This window comes from Flavobacterium sp. ALD4 (assembly GCF_002836475.1).
Taxonomy (GTDB): domain Bacteria; phylum Bacteroidota; class Bacteroidia; order Flavobacteriales; family Flavobacteriaceae; genus Flavobacterium.
Map to the genome: position 1 here is coordinate 226,057 of NZ_PJBJ01000030.1, position 17,642 is coordinate 243,698.

A 17,642-nucleotide genomic window follows, 5' to 3' on the forward strand; every position below is an offset into this window, starting at 1 on the left:
TTAATTAATACTTTGCAACTTTACATCCGTACTTTCGAATATTTTATCTGCAGAAGCAGCGATAAATCCTTGATACAACTCTCCATTTTCCATTGGGTAACGAAGTGCGAACTCATAATAACAAGAAGGAATTTCTTTTGCCTCTTCATTAAAGTTAATCATACACAAATCAGCCAAAGTACTGGATTGTTCTAATAATTGCTCTGGAGTTCCTTTTATTTCGCCGCCAGAACCATTCATTTTCCAATTATTTTCTTTCAAATAAGCATTTAACTCTTCTAAGTTTTTGAAGTTTGTCAAAACATTTACATTAATCGTAAAATGATTTGCCCTAAAACCGTATACATACATCCAAGCTGCATATTCAGACTCTTCTAACAGAGATAGGTAAGTATCATATGAATTTGAACTCCATACCGCACCGCTTAAAACTAGATCTTCCTTTTCAAAAACGCTTTGATCACAAGTATCCAGCAGGACTGTTACCGACTTTTGCAAATCCTCGGAGCATTTTTCCAATTCTAACTCTGAAATAAAAATTCTTGGAGCAGTTGCATCTGTAACATGTTCATAATGCTTAGCGTACAATTTTTTTGATTCGAAAAAGTATTCTCCTTTGGCAACATAACCTGCTTTTACAAATGGCTTTTCCAATACCGCGATATTCACCCGTTCATCATTATAGGTTCTGATGGCAATATGGTCATTTTCAATTTTTTCGCCACTTTGCTCCAGCAAAGCATGAATTTTTTTGGCTGAAGGAGTTATTTTTTTATACTGCTCCCATAATTTTGACAGTAAAAGATCTTTATTCATTACGGTAATGTTGATTAGTAAATATGACACAAATATACATCGTAAATAATTAAATTATCACTATAAATATTATATTAAAAATTTTATGACACTAATGCCTAATTAAAATGTAAATTTGACATTATTTAATTGTAAGTCTCTGCGATTTATAATCAAAAAGACTTTTTAACCTATTTACGCACCATAGACTACCAATAAAACAGATCAGTTTAATCCCTATAATAAGTTCATTTGAAGTCAAAAAAAATAGTTTTTTCCATTTTTAAGAAAACAAAGAAATCATGTCCAAATATAGAAACAGCGAAAACATTGACTACATCAATCAAGAAATCATCAAAATGCTAAGTATTGATGGACGCATGGCGTACTCAGAAATCGCTAAGGAATTAAAAATATCAAACTCTTTAGTGCATCAACGTATAAAAAAATTACAAGATACCGGGATTATAAGCGGATTTTCAATACAGCTCAACGCCAAAGAAATTGGGTACGAAACGATTACTTATACGGGAGTGGCTACCAAAGAAGCACGGTTTGCCTATTCTATTGCTGAACATCTCAAAGAGATTCCCGAGGTTGTGGAATGTCATTTTGTCTCGGGTAAATATGCCCTGTTTTTAAAAATTGTGGCGGTAAACAACGAAGAGTTTCGAAAAGTGCTTTATGAAAAAATCCACAACATTGAAGGCGTGGGAAGCACTGACTCTTTTATTTCATTCGGGTCTGCCTTTCAGAAAAACATCTCTTTATTATAAATCATGCTTTAAAACAGATTATCAATAGCTTTTGCCAAATTAAAATCCTTGTCAGTTAAACCGTTTGCATCATGAGTTGACAGTCGAATATTAACCTTATTATAAACATTGAAAAGTTCAGGATGGTGACCCTGTTTCTCGGCTAAAAGACCCACTTGCACTATAAAACCGAGCGCCTCACTAAAATTCTTGAAAACAAGTTTCTTTTCAATTCCGTTATCATTAAATTTCCAGTCCTTTAAATCTTTTAATATTGGCTGAGCAGTTATTTCATTGTAGATATTCATAATTTCTGTTTTTTTTAAAGTTAGTTAAAATTTGATTAATTGCTTTGCGATTTAACTTAATATATTAATTTAGACAAATAATAATTTTTCGACCTATTGAGCTCTCCTTTTTCCTTCCAAATTTATTCTTCCGTTAAAAACATTCCTTCAGGTTGGGACTCTTTGGCGGCAAACAATCTATTTCTATCCCGTGATTATTTAGAAGTATTAGCTATTTCCGCTCCAAAAAATATACAATGCCATTTTATTGGACTGTTTCTTAATGAGGAAGTAGTCGGTATAGCAGTTTCACAGTATATTAATTTAAGAGAGGTAAACTCCTTTGGAGAAAGAGACCACTGTGTGAAAACTATCGTTCGTGACTTTGTTTTTAAAAATTTCAGCTCTAATGTACTAGTGATTGGTAACAATATGCTGACCGGACAAAACGGATGTTGTTTCAGCACAAAATTACCTGCCTCGGAAGGGTTGGTTTTATTGAAAGAAGCAACCGATGAGTTAAAAACTAATTTGCGTGCAAAAGGCGCAAAAATACACCTTACGATCTTTAAAGACTTTTCTGAAGAGGGAGCTCAACATTTTAACATTCCAGAGTTTAAATCGTTTTTTCAGTTTAAAACGCAACCTAATATGATTTTTCAGATTAGGGACTCGTGGCATACCTTTGACAACTATATTGCAGCTAAAACTAAAAAGTATCGAGACCAATACAAAAGGGCTCGAAAAAAAGCAGAAGGAATTTCGAAAAGAAAGTTATCTCTCGAAGAAATCACGAATTACAATTCAAGAATATATCAACTGTATATGAATGTAGCCAAAAACGCTCCGTTCAACACCTTCTATCTTGCAGAAAATCATTTTAAAACTTTAAAAACAGTATTAAAAGACAAATTTCTTTTTTACGGTTACTTTATCGGCGATGAACTAATTGGATTCAACACGCTGATAAAAAACGGGACTGACATTGATACCTATTTCCTAGGCTATGACGAAATCCATCAACGGGAAAAAATGTTATATCTGAACATGCTCTACGACATGATTGGTTTTTCAATTAACAAAAGATACGTCCGTATTATTTTTGCCAGAACAGCTTTAGAGATTAAAAGTTCTGTGGGAGCGAAACCTGTTGATATGTTTGGAATGATGCATCATAGCAACCCTTTTATAAACCTGTTTGTATCAAAAACTTTTCGCTATTTTGAACCTAAAATGGAATGGAAGGAACGCAATCCCTTTAAATAAAAACTATATCGGAATAGCAACTTTTAACTTGTGAGGAGAAATGGCTACGTTCAGCTCTGTTTCTCTGCCACAATATTCCCCATCAATTTGAAAACTTACCGGTGAATGTAATTTTATATTTGCCCTATCAGTTGAAATGATTTCTACATCCCCGGATTCTATTGGTATATTACCGGTAATAATTTTAGCAAAAATGGTTAAATCCAGACTTTTCAAAACTACCAATTCAAACTTTCCATCATCCATTATTCCATCAGGGTTAATAACCACTCCTGTTCCGTATTTTTTAGAATTTGCTATAACTATCATTTGCGCTACGCGTTCAACAGTTTGACCATTAGCAGTGATTATTGCAGTGAACGGCTCTTCTATGTCAACCAGAGTATTAAAAACTTGCAAAGCATACCCCCATTTACCATGTATGGCACTACTCTCATAGTTTTTTATGAGCTCTGCGTTTAACCCCAAATCACTCAGGTGTAAACTTGTCTTGCCATTTATGACTATCATATCCATTTCCGTAAATGCATTATGAAACGCTATTGACAGGCTTTCCTCCAGTTGCTTAGGAATATTTAAATCTGTTGCCAAGCCATTAGCGGAGCCAGCAGGTATTATTCCAAAAATAACATCTACATTTTCCAATGCTTCAGCTACAAATTTTATAGTCCCGTCTCCTCCGGCTATGATTACTCTTTCCGGTTTTAATGAATCATACAACACCTTTATTTTAGAAATATCATCAATCCCTGTAGTTTTATACAGCGCCAAATTCAGTCCTTTCTTTTCTGCAAAAAGGAAAGTTGCTTCAATAATTTCTGATTTGTCAATCCCACCCGCCACAGGATTCACAATCAACAGGATATTCTTTTTCAAGGTTTTATTTCTTTTATTGGGTAAAAATAATTAATTTTCACTAGACTTCAAAAGTAGTAAACAAAATGAGACCTATCTTAAAATTATATCGTGGTTATGCAAATGAGCAAGAACTGATTGTGATGGGACATGTTTTTAAACCTACAAAAAAAAAGGAATACGATTTTCTTTCAAAAAATTTAAAAAACGCACGGTCAGTAATCGGATTGTTTCGGATTAAAACACAAGCAAATGCCGACGTTTACTTAGTTCATAACAATCTAAAAATACATACAAAAACATTAAATGATGGTTATTTTAAATTTTGCATCCCTTTAGATCAATGTAACGATTATGGCTGGATCGATTATGAAGTAAGTACCATTTATAAGAATGAAACTATAGTAACTAAAGAAAGTTATATACGGCCTAGGATGGGCAATTTAGGGATCATATCTGATATTGATGATACATTTTTGGTTTCGTATACCCTTAACCCATTTAAAAAATTATACCATCTCTTATTTAGAAATGTCAACTCAAGAAAAGTTTTTGAAGATGTAGTCCCGCATTTCCAAGCTTTAAGCTCTTCAGGCAGAGCCAATGTAGGAGAACTAAATGCTTTTTTTTACGTCTCCAGCAGTGAGTGGAATCTATATCGATTTCTTGTGCTGTTTACCGAAATCCACAAATTACCCAAAGCTGTTTTACTGTTGAAAGACATTAAAACAAGTCTGTTGAATTTCTTATGGTCAGGAAGAGGAGGCCACAACCACAAGTTTGACAAAATAAAACACATTTTAGAATTCTATCCTAGTTTAAAGTATGTCTTGATTGGAGATGATTCTCAACATGATCCTTTTTTATATGAAGCCATAAGCAAGATTTTCCCTATGACTGTGAAAGCGGTTTATATACGGCAAACCGGAAAATATAAAAAAGGCAAGGTAACTAAAGTGCTGGAAAACCTAGAAACTTTGGATATTTCAGTTTGCTATTTCAAAAATAGTGCACAAGCAATCTCACACTCTAAGAAGGTAGGTCTGATTTCTTAAAAATTTTTGCACAATTCAAGGATGCAATAGTCCCGATGGCAATTAAATCCTTTTACAGCCTCGTTATATTTTTTCTTATGGTAAAAGAGCGAACTACGGAAGCTCCTTTTAGTATTTAAAAAAAAATAAACGAGACCAGCCAGGATGGAGAGAACAGCTAGAAAAGCTACTTATAAATTCTAAAATAATCTATTGATTAGGCTTTATCTATCTCATCTTGAACTTTTTCCCAATCCAAAAGCAACTTATCCAACTCTGCTTTCTTTTTATTGTATGCTTTAAAGAAAGAAGCATCTTCGATATTTTTATTGTAATTTGAAGCTAACATTTTATCGTCATGCTGAATGTCTTTTTCTAATTGCTTAATTTGACTTTCAACTTTGCTCAAACGATTCTGCAATGCTTTCCCCTTTTTTTGTTCTTCATAAGACGCTTTATTGCTGTCCTTCGGAGCTGCTGCTTTAAGTGCATCTTTCTTCTCAACCTCACGCATATTCTCCAAATTACGTTGCTCTAGGAAGTAGTTAACGTCTCCTAAGTATTCTTTTATCTTTTGATCTCTAAACTCATAAACGATATTAGACATACCCTGCAGAAAATCCCTGTCGTGAGAAACCAAAAGTAAGGTTCCTTCATATTTTTGTAAGGCTGCTTTCAAAACATTCTTAGATTTAATATCCAAGTGATTTGTAGGCTCATCCATCACCAACACATTTATGGGCTGTAAAAGCAATTTACAAAGCGCCAGACGGTTTCTTTCTCCTCCCGAAAGGACTTTTACCTTTTTCTCTACATCGTCGCCACGAAAGAGGAATGAACCCAGCATATCGCGTACTTTTGAACGATTGGTATCGGTAGCAGCATCTTCCATCGTTTGCAGTAAAGTAATCTCACCATCCAGATACTCTGCTTGGTTTTGCGCAAAATAACCTACTTGTACATTATGGCCTAACTTTATATCTCCTTCATATTCAAATTCATTAACAATAGCCTTAATGAAAGTTGATTTACCTTGTCCGTTTTGACCGACAAAAGCAATCTTACTTCCTCGTTCCACCAACAATGAAATGTCTTTTAAAATGGTTTTATCTCCGTAGCTTTTAGTTACATGGTCTGCTTCGATAACAACTTTTCCTGGAACTTTAGAAAGCGGGAACGAAATATTCATCACAGAATTATCATCCTCATCCACCTCAATGCGATCTATTTTATCTAATTTCTTAATCATCGATTGCGCCATGGAAGCCTTGGATGCTTTGGCACGGAATTTCTCGATTAATTTTTCTGTCTCCTCTATTTTTTTTGCTTGATTTTTTTGTGTCGCCAATTGTTTTTCACGTATTTCATGACGTAACTCTAGGTATTGAGAATACGGTTTATTGAAATCATATGCTTTACCAAGTGAAATTTCAATCGTTCTATTGGTAACATTATCTAAAAACATCTTATCGTGAGAAACAATCACCACAACTCCAATATAATTACGTAGAAAACTTTCCAACCAAATGATACTTTCGATATCCAAGTGATTAGTAGGCTCATCCAGCAACAAAACATCATTAGCTTGTAATAACAATTTAGCTAATTCAATTCGCATACGCCATCCTCCTGAAAAAGTCTCAGTTTGATTGTTAAAAACCTCTCTTTTAAAACCCAATCCTAAAAGGATTTTTTCGGTATCTCCAACATAATTATACCCTCCCAATAATTCGAAACGATGAGTATAATCTGATAAATCTTCAATAATTTGGCTATACTCATCACTTTCGTAATCCGTACGGGTCACTAGCAAATGATTTATTTCCTCTAATTTTTTCTCTACAATTTTGATATCTACAAACGCCTCGTAAGCCTCCTCAAGTACCGTCCTTCCTTGCTCAAAATCAATGTCCTGACGCAAAAAACCCATTCTCACTTCTTTTTCCTGCGCGATACTTCCTGAATCAGGAGCAAAGTCTTTAGCTAAAATTTTTAGCATTGTCGATTTACCTGCACCATTTTTTCCAACAAGGCCAACACGGTCTCCGGCACCTAATCGAAAAGTAACCTCCTCAAATAAATAAGAACCTCCAAACGAAACAGATAAATTGTGTATATTAAGCATGTATTATGATTTTATTCCTTTTCGAATCCGTAAATTTGGAACTCCAAAAAAAGGAAAAATTAAATTTTTTGCAAATGTTAAAAAAAGGATCCAAATTATATAGCATTTTAACAGGAACTTGTCCTAAATGTCGGAAAGAGAGTATGTATTTAGATCAAAATCCACTGCATTTGACTAAAATCTTTAAAATGCATGAAAATTGCAGCCATTGTGGGTTAAAATACCAGATTGAACCTGCATTCTTTTACGGTGCTATGTATGTCAGTTATGGACTAAATGTAGGTATTGGGATAGCGGCCTTTGTAATTTCGTATGTACTATTAAACTCCTCTCTAAAAGCAGCTTTTATTTCAATAATAGTTTGCCTTATTATCCTATTTCCATTCGTCTTACGATGGTCGAGAAATATATATATTAATATGTTTGTATCCTATGACCCAGATTTTCAGAAATAACACGGTTACCTCTGACCTTTCGGGATAAATCTTTTTATGTCAATTGCAAAATCCAAAGGAACATCATTCTCTATAGAGTCATACAAACCCTTCGCCATGGAAGGGCCAAGCATCACTCCTCTGGTACCTAACCCGTTTAGTATATGAATCGCTGTGTGCACGGGATGTGTTCCCACTAAGGGTCTTCTGTCTTTCACTGTTGGTCGTACTCCCGCAAAATGCTCCATGATCACAAAGTCACAGCTAATAATTTCTTTTATCCTATCAATCAATTCCTGCCTGCCTTCTTCTGTGACAAGATTTGTTTTATCTTTCCAATTGTAGGTCGCCCCCACTTTGAACAGGTCGTCACCTAATGGTAATATAAAAACACTGGTATTCATAATAACGTCCAGATTGAGGCCAGGAGCTTTAATGATAAACAACTCGCCTTTTGTACCGTCTAATGGTAAATGCTTAAAATAAGGATTGGCATGCATCCCAAAACCCTCTGCAAAAATAATATGTCTTGCTTCAGTATCCTTATACCTGACACCACCAGGTAAAACCTCCAACAATTCATAATCAAAAGATTCTTCCACGAATAAATTATTTCGAACAAGATAGTCCTTATACTTTTCTAACAGCACAGCAGTGTCTACGTGCCCTGTCTGTAATACTTGACCATAACTAAATGGCGAATCAATTCCGGAATATTTTTTCGTTATCAATTGCGTAGACAAAAATGGTGCTAATGCCACTTTGTCTGAAGCTGTAAACCAATTATTTTGTTCCTCGATCGAAAAAAACTTCCTTAAAATAGGTTTCTTAAAGTCAACCTTGATCTTCAGTTTGTCTTCCAAAACACTATAAAATTTGTTCATTAAGACAAGTTGCTCCTGTGCCTGCCAAACCTCACTAAAACGCTTAAGAATTACTGGATTATATAAACCTCCGGCAATCCTTGAAGAATTTTGAGAATTATTATCCATCACTAAAATCGCCTTATCATTCTGTAGTGCAATTTCAGAAAAGCCAATACCTGCAAGTCCAGAACCTATTATTAAATAATCAATCATACTATAAAAGTAACCGTTAAAATAAAACACAAAGAAAGAACATTAAAGGACTACAGACTAAAAACTAGATAAAAAAAAACTCCTACCAATTACGATAAGAGCATCTTTTATTTTAATGAAACAGAATATTAATAATTCCACATATCTGATTCGAAATCACGTATTTTTTCTTTCACTCGTTCCGATTCTAACAACTGATTCTGTGCGTTGTCTTTCATATACTCATCAATAGATCTGTCCCCGTAAACATTTTCTTCTTTGTATATAACACTATTAAAGTATCGGGAATTCAATATCTGGTCAAAAGAAATTGGCATTGCAGAATTTTTGTCATTAAACGCTTTTGCCTCATGTAATATCTCTCTAGCGGATGGGAAGAAAACCCAAAACAATTCAATATAATCCTGCTCATCACTATTCAACGTATAAACATCCGGTGTTACAGGGCATATCCCCAACAACCGATATTTTAATTCACTTTGACGTTTGTCAAAATACCAGTATCCTTTTATCTTATACTGGACCACGTCTTGTGCCGTTATATCAGACCTCAATATATACTCAGGCGATACTTCTATACCTGCATTTACTTGCTCTCTACCAGCATCCGTCATCTGTGTATAACTTAATGAAGACTGAATATCTTCATATGATTTTTTTGTATTAAAATAGCTGTCTGTATAAACTTGCGTAATTTCTTTACTTTTTATAGCCTTACTCAACACATCATACAATGAACGTCTGTTAGAACCAATATTTGCCGTATCAATTGGAAAATACAATCCAAAATTAATTTTTTCACTTAGATCTATGATCTCCCAAACAGTTTTACCCATCAAAATATCTCTGTCGTGAACGTAACCATACGCCAATGGCTTATCATTGTCTGATATTAGTTGTGCGGCAGTTTTAAGACCTATCTCATCTGGCGTTTTTGCGTTAAGCAAATTTGATTGTGCAAAAGAAGCAAAACCTCCACTAATGAAAATAATAACTAGCAAAAAATTTCTAACATTCATCATAATATGATTATAAGATATTGAAGTAAACCATAAGGCAACTTACTTATTATTGTATTTCAAAAATAACCGGAGATGTTCTTGGTAATAAATAACTACCTGCTCCAACGAGTTTTGTTTTAATTTCTGAAATAGTAACTTGATCTCCTCTTCCAGCTTTAGAAAGCACGGCCTTACATTGCGCATTCAATTTATCTCCCTGAACAACAACTGTTCCTTGCCCGGATACTTTTAAATTAAAACCAACAACATTTAAGCCAACTTCAAAATCAAAATCTTCTAGTTTAGCTCCAATCGTCGCAATTTCTAAATTCGATTTAGGACCTTTTACAATTCCTGTTTCTCCTCTAATTGTTCCGGTTGGACCAGGAATACCTTTTATTCTATATACTCTTTTGTCAGTTGCAACTTTTCCGTCAGACATTTTACCTGACACACTAATTACAACTTCATTTCCTCCACCTGGGCTCATATTGTATTTACCGTTCCCAACCTTAGTTAAACCAGGAGCTGAAGCTTGAACATCACTGTCAGAAATACCAGCAAAAGAAATAGACATTGGGTTCACAACCCCTCTGTACACTACATTCATTTTATCTGCAGAAATCGTAGCCGAATTAGGCCTTGGAACAACCACATACTTACCTGCAAACTTTAGGGGAACTGTTTTCCCATCTTCAAGAAAAGAAAACTGTCCAGCAATTTTTTGCTCTCCTACACCACCAGCTGTCATTGATATCACTGCTTGACCATTAACAATTTTTCCTGGACCGGAAAAAGAAGTTGGTTTTGTATTGCCATCATATCTACCAAGAACAACCTTACCAGTAACAGTCTCTCCTTGAAAATAAGCGTTCTTGTCCAATACTACAATTGCTTCATAGTTGCTATAAGACGCAGCAGCTACAGCAGCTTTACCTAACGCAGAACTATAAACATCCGATTCCGCTTTATTAATATCATTTTGCCAAGTTGAAAGCTTTGCTATGGAAGCAATAGCTGGAAAATTTTTAAAATGGTATGATAAAAACTTATCTTCTAATCCTTCTTTATTTTTAACATCTGAAATATCAAATTTAGTTTCAACTTCTTTAATAATTGAAGCATATTTTCTATCTGTCCCCAGAACGGCCTTCATATCTGCCTTGTATGTATTTATTGTAGTTACAATTTCGTTACCTTTTTTTGAGTAACCTTCGCCTAAAAACCAGTCATCAATATTATCACCTTTGTCCATATCTTCATAAGGTAACTTTCCTGTTTCAGGATCTATTTCAAACCCTGTAGCAGCTTGTGTTTTCAAAGAAGCTATATAGTTAAAAAAATTATCTGTTATCGTTTTTACTTTATGAGCTGTTCCTGCAGCTACTAAGAATTCCCCTTTTGCCTCTCCTGCTTTCGCATCTAACGCAGTCAAAAGTTGATCATTAGATAATTTTGAAGTTTCATTTGAAGTTTCAAACTTTTCATTCATCAATCCAAAACCTGAAATAACTTCTTTTGATACATTCATTGCCAACATAGCGATAAAAACCAAATACATAAGGTTTATCATCTTCTGTCTAGGACTTAGCTTTCCTCCTGCCATATTTTCTAATAATTAGTTAGTATTTTTTATTGTATAGTTCGAAACTAATTACCCTTTGTTACTCATTACAGAAAGCATTCCACCATAAACATTGTTTAATGAGGACAAGTTTGTTGTCAATGATTGCATTTGATCTTTTAACTTTAAGTTGTTTTCAAGAACCTCTTCATTGATTTGCGCATTTCTGGAAGCACTTTGCAACTGTATTTTATATAAACTGTTTAGAGATTCCATTTGTGCAGCTGCCATAGTTAACTCTTCACTGTATTTTTTTGTAGAAGCCATAGATTCAGCAGTTGGAGCAATACTTTTTGCTGCTGATTCAAAATTTTTGATACTACTTCCTAAACTTGACATTAACTCTCCATCAATTTTAGCCTCTTTCAACATAGCGTCTAATTTTTGGGATAACATTCCTTGCGAATCTGAAGGAGATTGGACTTTTGCTTTAGCCGGGCCTTTTGTACCATTGGCTAACTCTGGATAAACTAATGACCAATCTAACTCATTATCAACAGGCTCAAATGCAGAAAGCGCAAAAATTAACGCTTCAGTCAATAGTCCAATTGAAAGCATTAACGTTCCTGTTAACGGTCCAAGTTCAAAATGCGTGATTTTGAATAAAGCACCAACGATTACAACCGCAGCACCCATTCCGTATGCGAAATTCATTGCTTTTTTACTTAATAATGCCATAATTTTTTTTGATTTAAGGAGGTTTTTTTTATCTGTTTTTAATTTTATTTCCGTTTCCGGTCGTTTGCAATCCCATGTAATCCTGAACAGTTCTAAATCCGATAAAACTTCTTGCAGAATCAGCATATTCGAAATCTCTTGTACCTACCTGTAGAAAATAAGCGACATCTTTCCATGAACCACCACGAACTACCTTTCGTTTGTTAGAAGCATCTAATACATTTGGATTCATTGAGGAAACATACTCGTATGCGTTAGGATCATAAGAAGAATCTGTCCATTCAGACACATTTCCTGCCATATTATATAGATTGTAACCATTTGGTTCATATGATTTAGCCTCAACAGTATACAATGCTTGATCAGCTGCATAATCTCCTCTGTTTGGTTTGAAATTCGCAAGAAAACAACCCCTGTCATTCTTAGTATAAGGTCCACCCCAAGGATATGTCGCCGACTCTAAGCCTCCTCTTGCAGAATATTCCCATTCCGCTTCTGTAGGTAATCTAAATGAGTTGATTAAATCACGACCTTTTTTCTTTGATTTAATAAAGCTGTTTTTATTTAGTGTTCTCCATGCACAAAAAGCTTTTGCTTGCGTCCATTTCACCCCAACAACAGGATAATCCCCATATGCTTTATGCCAGAAATAATCATTATGCATTGGCTCATTATAAGAGTAAGCAAAATCTTTAATCCAAACAGTCGTATCTGGATACACTTTCACTTCTTCTGTTTTTATAAAATCTTTCCTTTTACCAACTTTAGCTTTTGCCGCAGCCTGAATGTCCATCCAAGAATAATGAAATACCAATTTATTAACATCGATAGTTCTTAATCCATTATAAGAAGCCTCCAGTGGCAAATACATAGAATCCATTACCTCTACGTAATATTCATCCGGATATAACTTAGGATCTTTAATTAACTTTACTTTTTTATTAAGTCTTCTTCCGGCGTACATATCATCCTCTGTACCGATACTGTAATAATTATCGTACATGTACTTGTCGTAGGCCGTCATTTTTTCAGGATCTGAATCGTTAAAAGCAAAATCTCCAATACTTCCTGAATTTTTACCTTTCCCACTTCCTTCACCTGCCTTTACACCCATCTCATCAGCAAGAATAGCTAAACGCACTCTCATTGTCGAATCTTTAACCCACTCCACAAATTGACGGTACTCACTATTTGTTATTTCCGTTTCATCCATGTAGAATGATCTTACAGTTACTGTTTTTGTTGGAGCATCTTGTATTGAAGCTACATCCTCATCAGACTTACCCATAATATAAGCACCCCCAGGCACTAAAGTCATTCCATACGGCTTCTCAGGATGCCATTTGTTTCCTTTAACTCCAACCAACTCACCTTTGTCGCCTGACTTACCACAGCTGACTAACAGGGCTAATATTGCCATAAATGCAATGAACTTCTTCATATAAATGCGGATTATGTATTCATTATTTTTAAAGATTGTAAACCTATTTATTATTTTTGAAAAAAACAATACTTTTAAACTAAACATAATTTTTTATAGAATTAAATTAGTCGTACAATAGTCTTCTTTTTTAAATGCTATTTTTTCGTTGTGCCTTCCACCATCTTTCAGGCAATTCCTGATTACACGCCCCTAAATATTCATCATAGGAACAAGGTAATAACGTATTTCTTTTTAATTTATTACTCCCATCTGAAATAAATGGTATTTCTATCCACCATCTATCCGTTTTGTCACTTTTATAAAAAACCAAAACTTCATCTTCTAAAGGCACAATGTATTTTATATAATTTTCCCTGCTGCCAAAAGGATATTCATTGGAACGATAATGAAACCCTTCTATGAAATACCAGATGATTTGCGCCACTAACGCCGATTCTTGAACTGAATCATTATGATTAAATATTCCAAAAACGGAAACTTTATCGCTAATCCCGGCATACCTTGCCAGTGAACAAATCTCCTTTCCATTAAATCCGTTAGGCGTAAATGTGGTAAAATTACCTGAATCTGATGATTTTACGGAATTCAAATCGAGACTGACTATATCCGCATCCCTGAAGACGGGTTCTGCCAAACTTATCTTATTGGAAATTTCCCCCAATCTATAGGCGTCAAAAAACAATTTCTCAACTAAATCAATCTCTTCTTGCGAATTATAATAGGTCTGATACCCAATATTACAATAATTAAAAAGATTATTCGGCTCATCGATAATTATTTTTGTTAAATAAGACGAAGCAGACACCTCATCATTTTCTTTTCCAAAATCGAACTTACTGTCTATTGAAACTAAATTTACCATTTGCTCCAACTCGTCAAAAGCCCTATAAAGCGCAAATGTCAAGTCTTGGGAACCACCGATCACTATGGGTATAATTTTTTTCTTAATTAAATTCGACACTACTTTTCGCAAAGCAAAATAAGAGTCTTCTATAGAATTTCCCGCCAGAATAGTACCTAAATCAGCAATAGACGCATCCCAGTTACCCGGAAACATGGTATATAACTCTTTACGAATTGCCAATAAATCAACGTCTTCTGTCACTCCACCAGCGCCTCGATTCTCTAAAACTCCAATTACAGCGATATTAATCTTATCTAAATTCGGGAATTGGTCTTTCGTATGAAAAACCATTTTACTCCCCAACTGCTGAGAAGTTAATCCTTGAACCAAATCAAGGATTTCATTATCGATAGGTTCCAAAAAATCAAACTCCATTTTATTTCTTTTTTGCTGCAGGTTTCTTTACCGCTGTTTTCTTGGCTACTGCCTTTTTAGCCGGTGCTTTTTTGGCAGCCACTTTTTTAGCAGGGGTCTTCTTGGCAATCATCTCTTGAACTTCTACCAATGTCAATTTTGTAGCATCAACTTCTTTAGAAAGTTCAATTTTTATTTTTCCTTTGGTTATTACGGAGCGTCCCCAACGTGCTTTTTCGACCAAAATCCCTTCCTCTTCCCAGTTATGCAAAACTTTATCAATGTTCTTCTGCAATTTATCTTCAATCAATGCTTCAATGTCCGATTGCGATAAATTATCGAAATCATATTTCTTATTCACATTGATAAACAATCCATCCCATTTGATGAAAGGACCAAAACGGCCAGTACCTTTCTGCACTCCTTCTCCTTTATAGACAGTAATTGGCGCATCGGCAATTGCTTTCTCGTCAATTAATTCCTGCGCTCTTTTAAAATCTACATCCAAAGGATTTTCTCCTTTTGGCAAAGAAACAAAAGCAGCTCCATGACGAATGTAAGGTCCATAACGACCATTACTGACCTGAACTTCTTCCCCTTTATATTCCCCTAAATCTTTCGGAAGCAGAAAAAGATCTAATGCTTCTTCCAAAGTTATGGTACCAATATTTTGATCTGCCATTAAACTGGCAAATTTTTTCTCTTCATCATCCGCTTCACCAATTTGGGCCACTGGACCAAATTTTCCTAAACGAACTAAAACCTGCTTCTCAGTTTTAGGGTCTTTTCCTAAAATCCTTTCTCCACTTTCTCTCTCAGCATTCGCTTCCACATCTTTCACGATAGGGTGAAATTGATCGTAGAACTCTTTCATCATCACCGCCCAATCCACATTTCCTTCAGCTATTTCATCAAAATCCTGTTCCACTTTTGCAGTGAAATTATAATCCAAAATATTTCCGAAATTCTTCACCAAGAAATCAGTAACGATTGTACCTATATCTGTCGGAACTAATTTTCCTTTATCAGAACCTGTATTTTCTTTAAGTAACTTTTCTTCTAATTTCCCCGACTGCAAGACTAATTGCGTATATTTTCGCTCCTGACCGTCAAGATTTCCTTTCTCAACATAATTTCTGTTGAGAATTGTTGAAATCGTAGGTGCATAAGTTGACGGACGACCAATTCCTAACTCTTCCAGTTTTTTAACCAAAGAAGCTTCTGTATAGCGTGCTGGAGGTCTTGAATATCGCTCCGTTGCCGTAATATAATTGTTGTGAAGTTTCTCACTGACTTTCATCGCAGGTAACATTCCGTCCTGCTCTTCTTCATCGTCATCATGACCTTCCAAGTACACTTTCAAAAAACCTTCAAAAAGCAACACCTCACCAGAAGCCGTGAAAATTTCACTGTGATTGTTAGCTTCAATTTTGACGTTTGTTCGTTCTAGCTTGGCATCACTCATCTGAGAAGCTAAAGTTCTTTTCCATATTAGATCATATAATCGGGCTTGATCTCTATCGATATTCACCGTATGACGCGACATATCCGTTGGGCGAATCGCCTCATGCGCTTCCTGTGCTCCTTTGCTTTTATTAACAAAAGTTCGAGGTCTAGAAAACTCTTTTCCGTACGATTTAATAATTTCTGCCTGAGCAGCTTCCATGGCATCTTTAGAAAGGTTTACACTATCCGTTCTCATATAAGTTATAAGTCCAGCTTCGTACAAACGTTGCGCTAATTGCATGGTAATTCCAACAGGCAAATACAATTTACGTGCCGCTTCTTGTTGTAAAGTTGAAGTAGTAAATGGTCCCGTTGGGGATTTCTTGGTTGGTTTCGTTTCTAAGTCTGAAACCTTATAGTTTGAACCGACATTTTTCTTTAAAAAATCCTCAGCTTCTTTTTTTGTATTGAAATTTTTCGGAAGTTTTGCTTTGAACGATTTTCCAGCTTCATTAGTGAATTCCGCCACAACAGAATAGCTTGCGACTGCGTTAAAACTCTGAATTTCACGTTCGCGTTCCACAATCAGACGTACCGAAACTGACTGCACACGTCCCGCCGATAATCCTCCTTTAATTTTTCTCCATAATACAGGAGATAATTCATAACCCACTAACCTGTCAAGCACTCTCCTTGCTTGTTGCGCATTCACTAAATTATAGTCAATTTCACGTGGATTATCAATTGCTTTTAAAATAGCACTTTTTGTGATTTCATGAAAAACGATTCGTTTAGTTTTTGCCTTATCCAGTTTTAGCTCCTCGGATAAATGCCAAGAAATAGCTTCTCCCTCACGATCCTCATCACTTGCTAACCAAACCATTTCTGCTTTTTTAGCCAAACCTTTCAATTTGGTTACTAAAGCTTTTTTATCGGCCGAAACTTCATATTTAGGTTTAAAACCATTCTCTACATCAACTCCTATTTCTTTAGAAGGCAAGTCGGCAATATGCCCATAACTTGACTCTACTTGAAAATCACTTCCTAAAAATTTCTCGATTGTTTTCGCCTTTGCGGGGGACTCAACTATTACTAAATTCTTTGCCATTGCTCTATTTTTCTAGGACAAAAGTAGAAGTTTTTTTTAAATATTGGGCTTCTGAAAATTTTAAAAATATTTATCATCAAAAAAACAGCACATAAAACCTTAAATAACAGCATGTCTTAAAACTTATAATAATCATTTCTCTCAAAACTGCTAACCACATAATAAGGAACAAGAATTAGTCTTTTCCGGCAACAACAACGTCAATGCCTAATTCTTCTAGTTTCGCTTTCGTTTCGTTGTAAATACCCCCTGTAATTAAAACATAAATTCTATGTAAATTACAAATTTCACCCAACCCTCTCATATTCATTTTTGTTGAATCTGCCAATACAATAACCTTCTCAGCAACATCAATCATTGCTAGATTTAGATGCGCTTCGAGAGCATTCGAGGTACTTAATCCAAATTACAGAAGAGTACAATCTGTTCCTAAAAACAACTTGCCATAAGAAA

At 35.0% G+C, this 17,642-nt stretch carries 15 protein-coding genes and 1 pseudogene; 4 read left to right on the top strand and 12 right to left on the bottom strand.

Features of this window, described 5'->3' with window-relative positions:
- Entirely contained in the window at positions 1–816 is an 816-nt protein-coding gene (locus CXF59_RS09655) for a DUF1338 domain-containing protein (RefSeq protein ID WP_101137595.1), read from the bottom strand.
- A gap of 281 nt (positions 817–1,097) precedes the next feature.
- Here CXF59_RS09655 and CXF59_RS09660 point away from each other — a divergent pair, with 281 nt between their 5' ends.
- Positions 1,098–1,571 carry an Lrp/AsnC family transcriptional regulator gene (locus CXF59_RS09660; RefSeq protein ID WP_101137596.1) on the top strand — a complete coding sequence of 158 codons (474 nt, stop codon included), beginning with the start codon at positions 1,098–1,100 and terminating at the stop codon, positions 1,569–1,571.
- An 8-nt stretch (positions 1,572–1,579) separates the two neighbouring features.
- Here the strand turns inward: CXF59_RS09660 and CXF59_RS09665 are convergent, their stop codons facing one another.
- Positions 1,580–1,858 (bottom strand): 4a-hydroxytetrahydrobiopterin dehydratase, encoded by a 279-nt coding sequence (locus CXF59_RS09665; protein ID WP_101137597.1) that lies wholly within the window; start codon positions 1,856–1,858, stop codon positions 1,580–1,582.
- Positions 1,859–1,954: 96 nt separating this feature from the next.
- On the opposite strand from CXF59_RS09665, the gene CXF59_RS09670 reads away from it, so the two are divergent.
- Positions 1,955–3,103, top strand: a complete 1,149-nt coding sequence (locus tag CXF59_RS09670; RefSeq protein ID WP_101137598.1) for an 8-amino-7-oxononanoate synthase — start codon at positions 1,955–1,957, stop codon at positions 3,101–3,103.
- Positions 3,104–3,106: 3 nt separating this feature from the next.
- Here CXF59_RS09670 and CXF59_RS09675 read toward each other — a convergent pair whose 3' ends face one another.
- Positions 3,107–3,979: a diacylglycerol kinase family protein gene (locus CXF59_RS09675; RefSeq protein WP_101137599.1), complete on the bottom strand. Its 873-nt coding sequence runs from the start codon at positions 3,977–3,979 to the stop codon at positions 3,107–3,109.
- A gap of 65 nt (positions 3,980–4,044) precedes the next feature.
- On the opposite strand from CXF59_RS09675, the gene CXF59_RS09680 reads away from it, so the two are divergent.
- Complete coding sequence (locus CXF59_RS09680) at positions 4,045–5,013, top strand: App1 family protein (protein ID WP_101137600.1); 969 nt, start codon at positions 4,045–4,047, stop codon at positions 5,011–5,013.
- A gap of 196 nt (positions 5,014–5,209) precedes the next feature.
- On the opposite strand, the gene CXF59_RS09685 is transcribed toward CXF59_RS09680, so the two are convergent.
- A complete protein-coding gene (locus CXF59_RS09685) occupies positions 5,210–7,117 on the bottom strand; it encodes an ABC-F family ATP-binding cassette domain-containing protein (RefSeq protein ID WP_101137601.1) in 1,908 nt (635 codons plus the stop codon).
- 74 nt (positions 7,118–7,191) lie between these two features.
- Here CXF59_RS09685 and CXF59_RS09690 point away from each other — a divergent pair, with 74 nt between their 5' ends.
- The gene (locus CXF59_RS09690; RefSeq protein ID WP_101137602.1) at positions 7,192–7,572 is read left to right on the top strand and encodes a DUF983 domain-containing protein; all 381 of its coding nucleotides are present in this window, start codon (positions 7,192–7,194) and stop codon (positions 7,570–7,572) included.
- Positions 7,573–7,577: 5 nt separating this feature from the next.
- On the opposite strand, the gene CXF59_RS09695 is transcribed toward CXF59_RS09690, so the two are convergent.
- From CXF59_RS09695 to CXF59_RS15395, 8 genes and pseudogenes are all read right to left on the bottom strand, one after another.
- Positions 7,578–8,630 (bottom strand): FAD-binding oxidoreductase, encoded by a 1,053-nt coding sequence (locus CXF59_RS09695; protein WP_101137603.1) that lies wholly within the window; start codon positions 8,628–8,630, stop codon positions 7,578–7,580.
- 128 nt (positions 8,631–8,758) lie between these two features.
- Positions 8,759–9,649, bottom strand: coding sequence for a gliding motility protein GldN (gene gldN / locus CXF59_RS09700; protein ID WP_101137604.1), 891 nt, complete (start codon positions 9,647–9,649; stop codon positions 8,759–8,761).
- Positions 9,650–9,698: 49 nt separating this feature from the next.
- The gene (gene gldM, locus CXF59_RS09705; protein ID WP_101137605.1) at positions 9,699–11,237 is read right to left on the bottom strand and encodes a gliding motility protein GldM; all 1,539 of its coding nucleotides are present in this window, start codon (positions 11,235–11,237) and stop codon (positions 9,699–9,701) included.
- A 48-nt stretch (positions 11,238–11,285) separates the two neighbouring features.
- A complete protein-coding gene (gene gldL / locus CXF59_RS09710) occupies positions 11,286–11,933 on the bottom strand; it encodes a gliding motility protein GldL (RefSeq protein ID WP_101138510.1) in 648 nt (215 codons plus the stop codon).
- 28 nt (positions 11,934–11,961) lie between these two features.
- Entirely contained in the window at positions 11,962–13,374 is a 1,413-nt protein-coding gene (gene gldK, locus CXF59_RS09715) for a gliding motility lipoprotein GldK (protein WP_101138511.1), read from the bottom strand.
- 130 nt (positions 13,375–13,504) lie between these two features.
- The gene (locus CXF59_RS09720; protein WP_101137606.1) at positions 13,505–14,656 is read right to left on the bottom strand and encodes a formimidoylglutamase; all 1,152 of its coding nucleotides are present in this window, start codon (positions 14,654–14,656) and stop codon (positions 13,505–13,507) included.
- A gap of 1 nt (position 14,657) precedes the next feature.
- Complete coding sequence (gene topA, locus CXF59_RS09725; protein ID WP_101137607.1) at positions 14,658–17,189, bottom strand: type I DNA topoisomerase; 2,532 nt, start codon at positions 17,187–17,189, stop codon at positions 14,658–14,660.
- A 175-nt stretch (positions 17,190–17,364) separates the two neighbouring features.
- Positions 17,365–17,580, bottom strand: a pseudogene (locus CXF59_RS15395) (transcriptional regulator); the annotation flags it as partial.
- Between the last annotated feature and the right edge of the window lie 62 nt (positions 17,581–17,642).

Coding starts and splice junctions, on each gene's coding strand:
- CXF59_RS09655 (WP_101137595.1), bottom strand. CDS start 816: ATGAATAAAGATCTTTTACTGTCAAAATTATGGGAGCAGTATAAAAAA.
- CXF59_RS09660 (WP_101137596.1), top strand. CDS start 1,098: ATGTCCAAATATAGAAACAGCGAAAACATTGACTACATCAATCAAGAA.
- CXF59_RS09665 (WP_101137597.1), bottom strand. CDS start 1,858: ATGAATATCTACAATGAAATAACTGCTCAGCCAATATTAAAAGATTTA.
- CXF59_RS09680 (WP_101137600.1), top strand. CDS start 4,045: ATGAGACCTATCTTAAAATTATATCGTGGTTATGCAAATGAGCAAGAA.
- CXF59_RS09685 (WP_101137601.1), bottom strand. CDS start 7,117: ATGCTTAATATACACAATTTATCTGTTTCGTTTGGAGGTTCTTATTTA.
- CXF59_RS09690 (WP_101137602.1), top strand. CDS start 7,192: ATGTTAAAAAAAGGATCCAAATTATATAGCATTTTAACAGGAACTTGT.
- CXF59_RS09695 (WP_101137603.1), bottom strand. CDS start 8,630: ATGATTGATTATTTAATAATAGGTTCTGGACTTGCAGGTATTGGCTTT.
- gldN (WP_101137604.1), bottom strand. CDS start 9,649: ATGAATGTTAGAAATTTTTTGCTAGTTATTATTTTCATTAGTGGAGGT.
- gldM (WP_101137605.1), bottom strand. CDS start 11,237: ATGGCAGGAGGAAAGCTAAGTCCTAGACAGAAGATGATAAACCTTATG.
- gldL (WP_101138510.1), bottom strand. CDS start 11,933: ATGGCATTATTAAGTAAAAAAGCAATGAATTTCGCATACGGAATGGGT.
- gldK (WP_101138511.1), bottom strand. CDS start 13,374: ATGAAGAAGTTCATTGCATTTATGGCAATATTAGCCCTGTTAGTCAGC.
- CXF59_RS09720 (WP_101137606.1), bottom strand. CDS start 14,656: ATGGAGTTTGATTTTTTGGAACCTATCGATAATGAAATCCTTGATTTG.
- topA (WP_101137607.1), bottom strand. CDS start 17,189: ATGGCAAAGAATTTAGTAATAGTTGAGTCCCCCGCAAAGGCGAAAACA.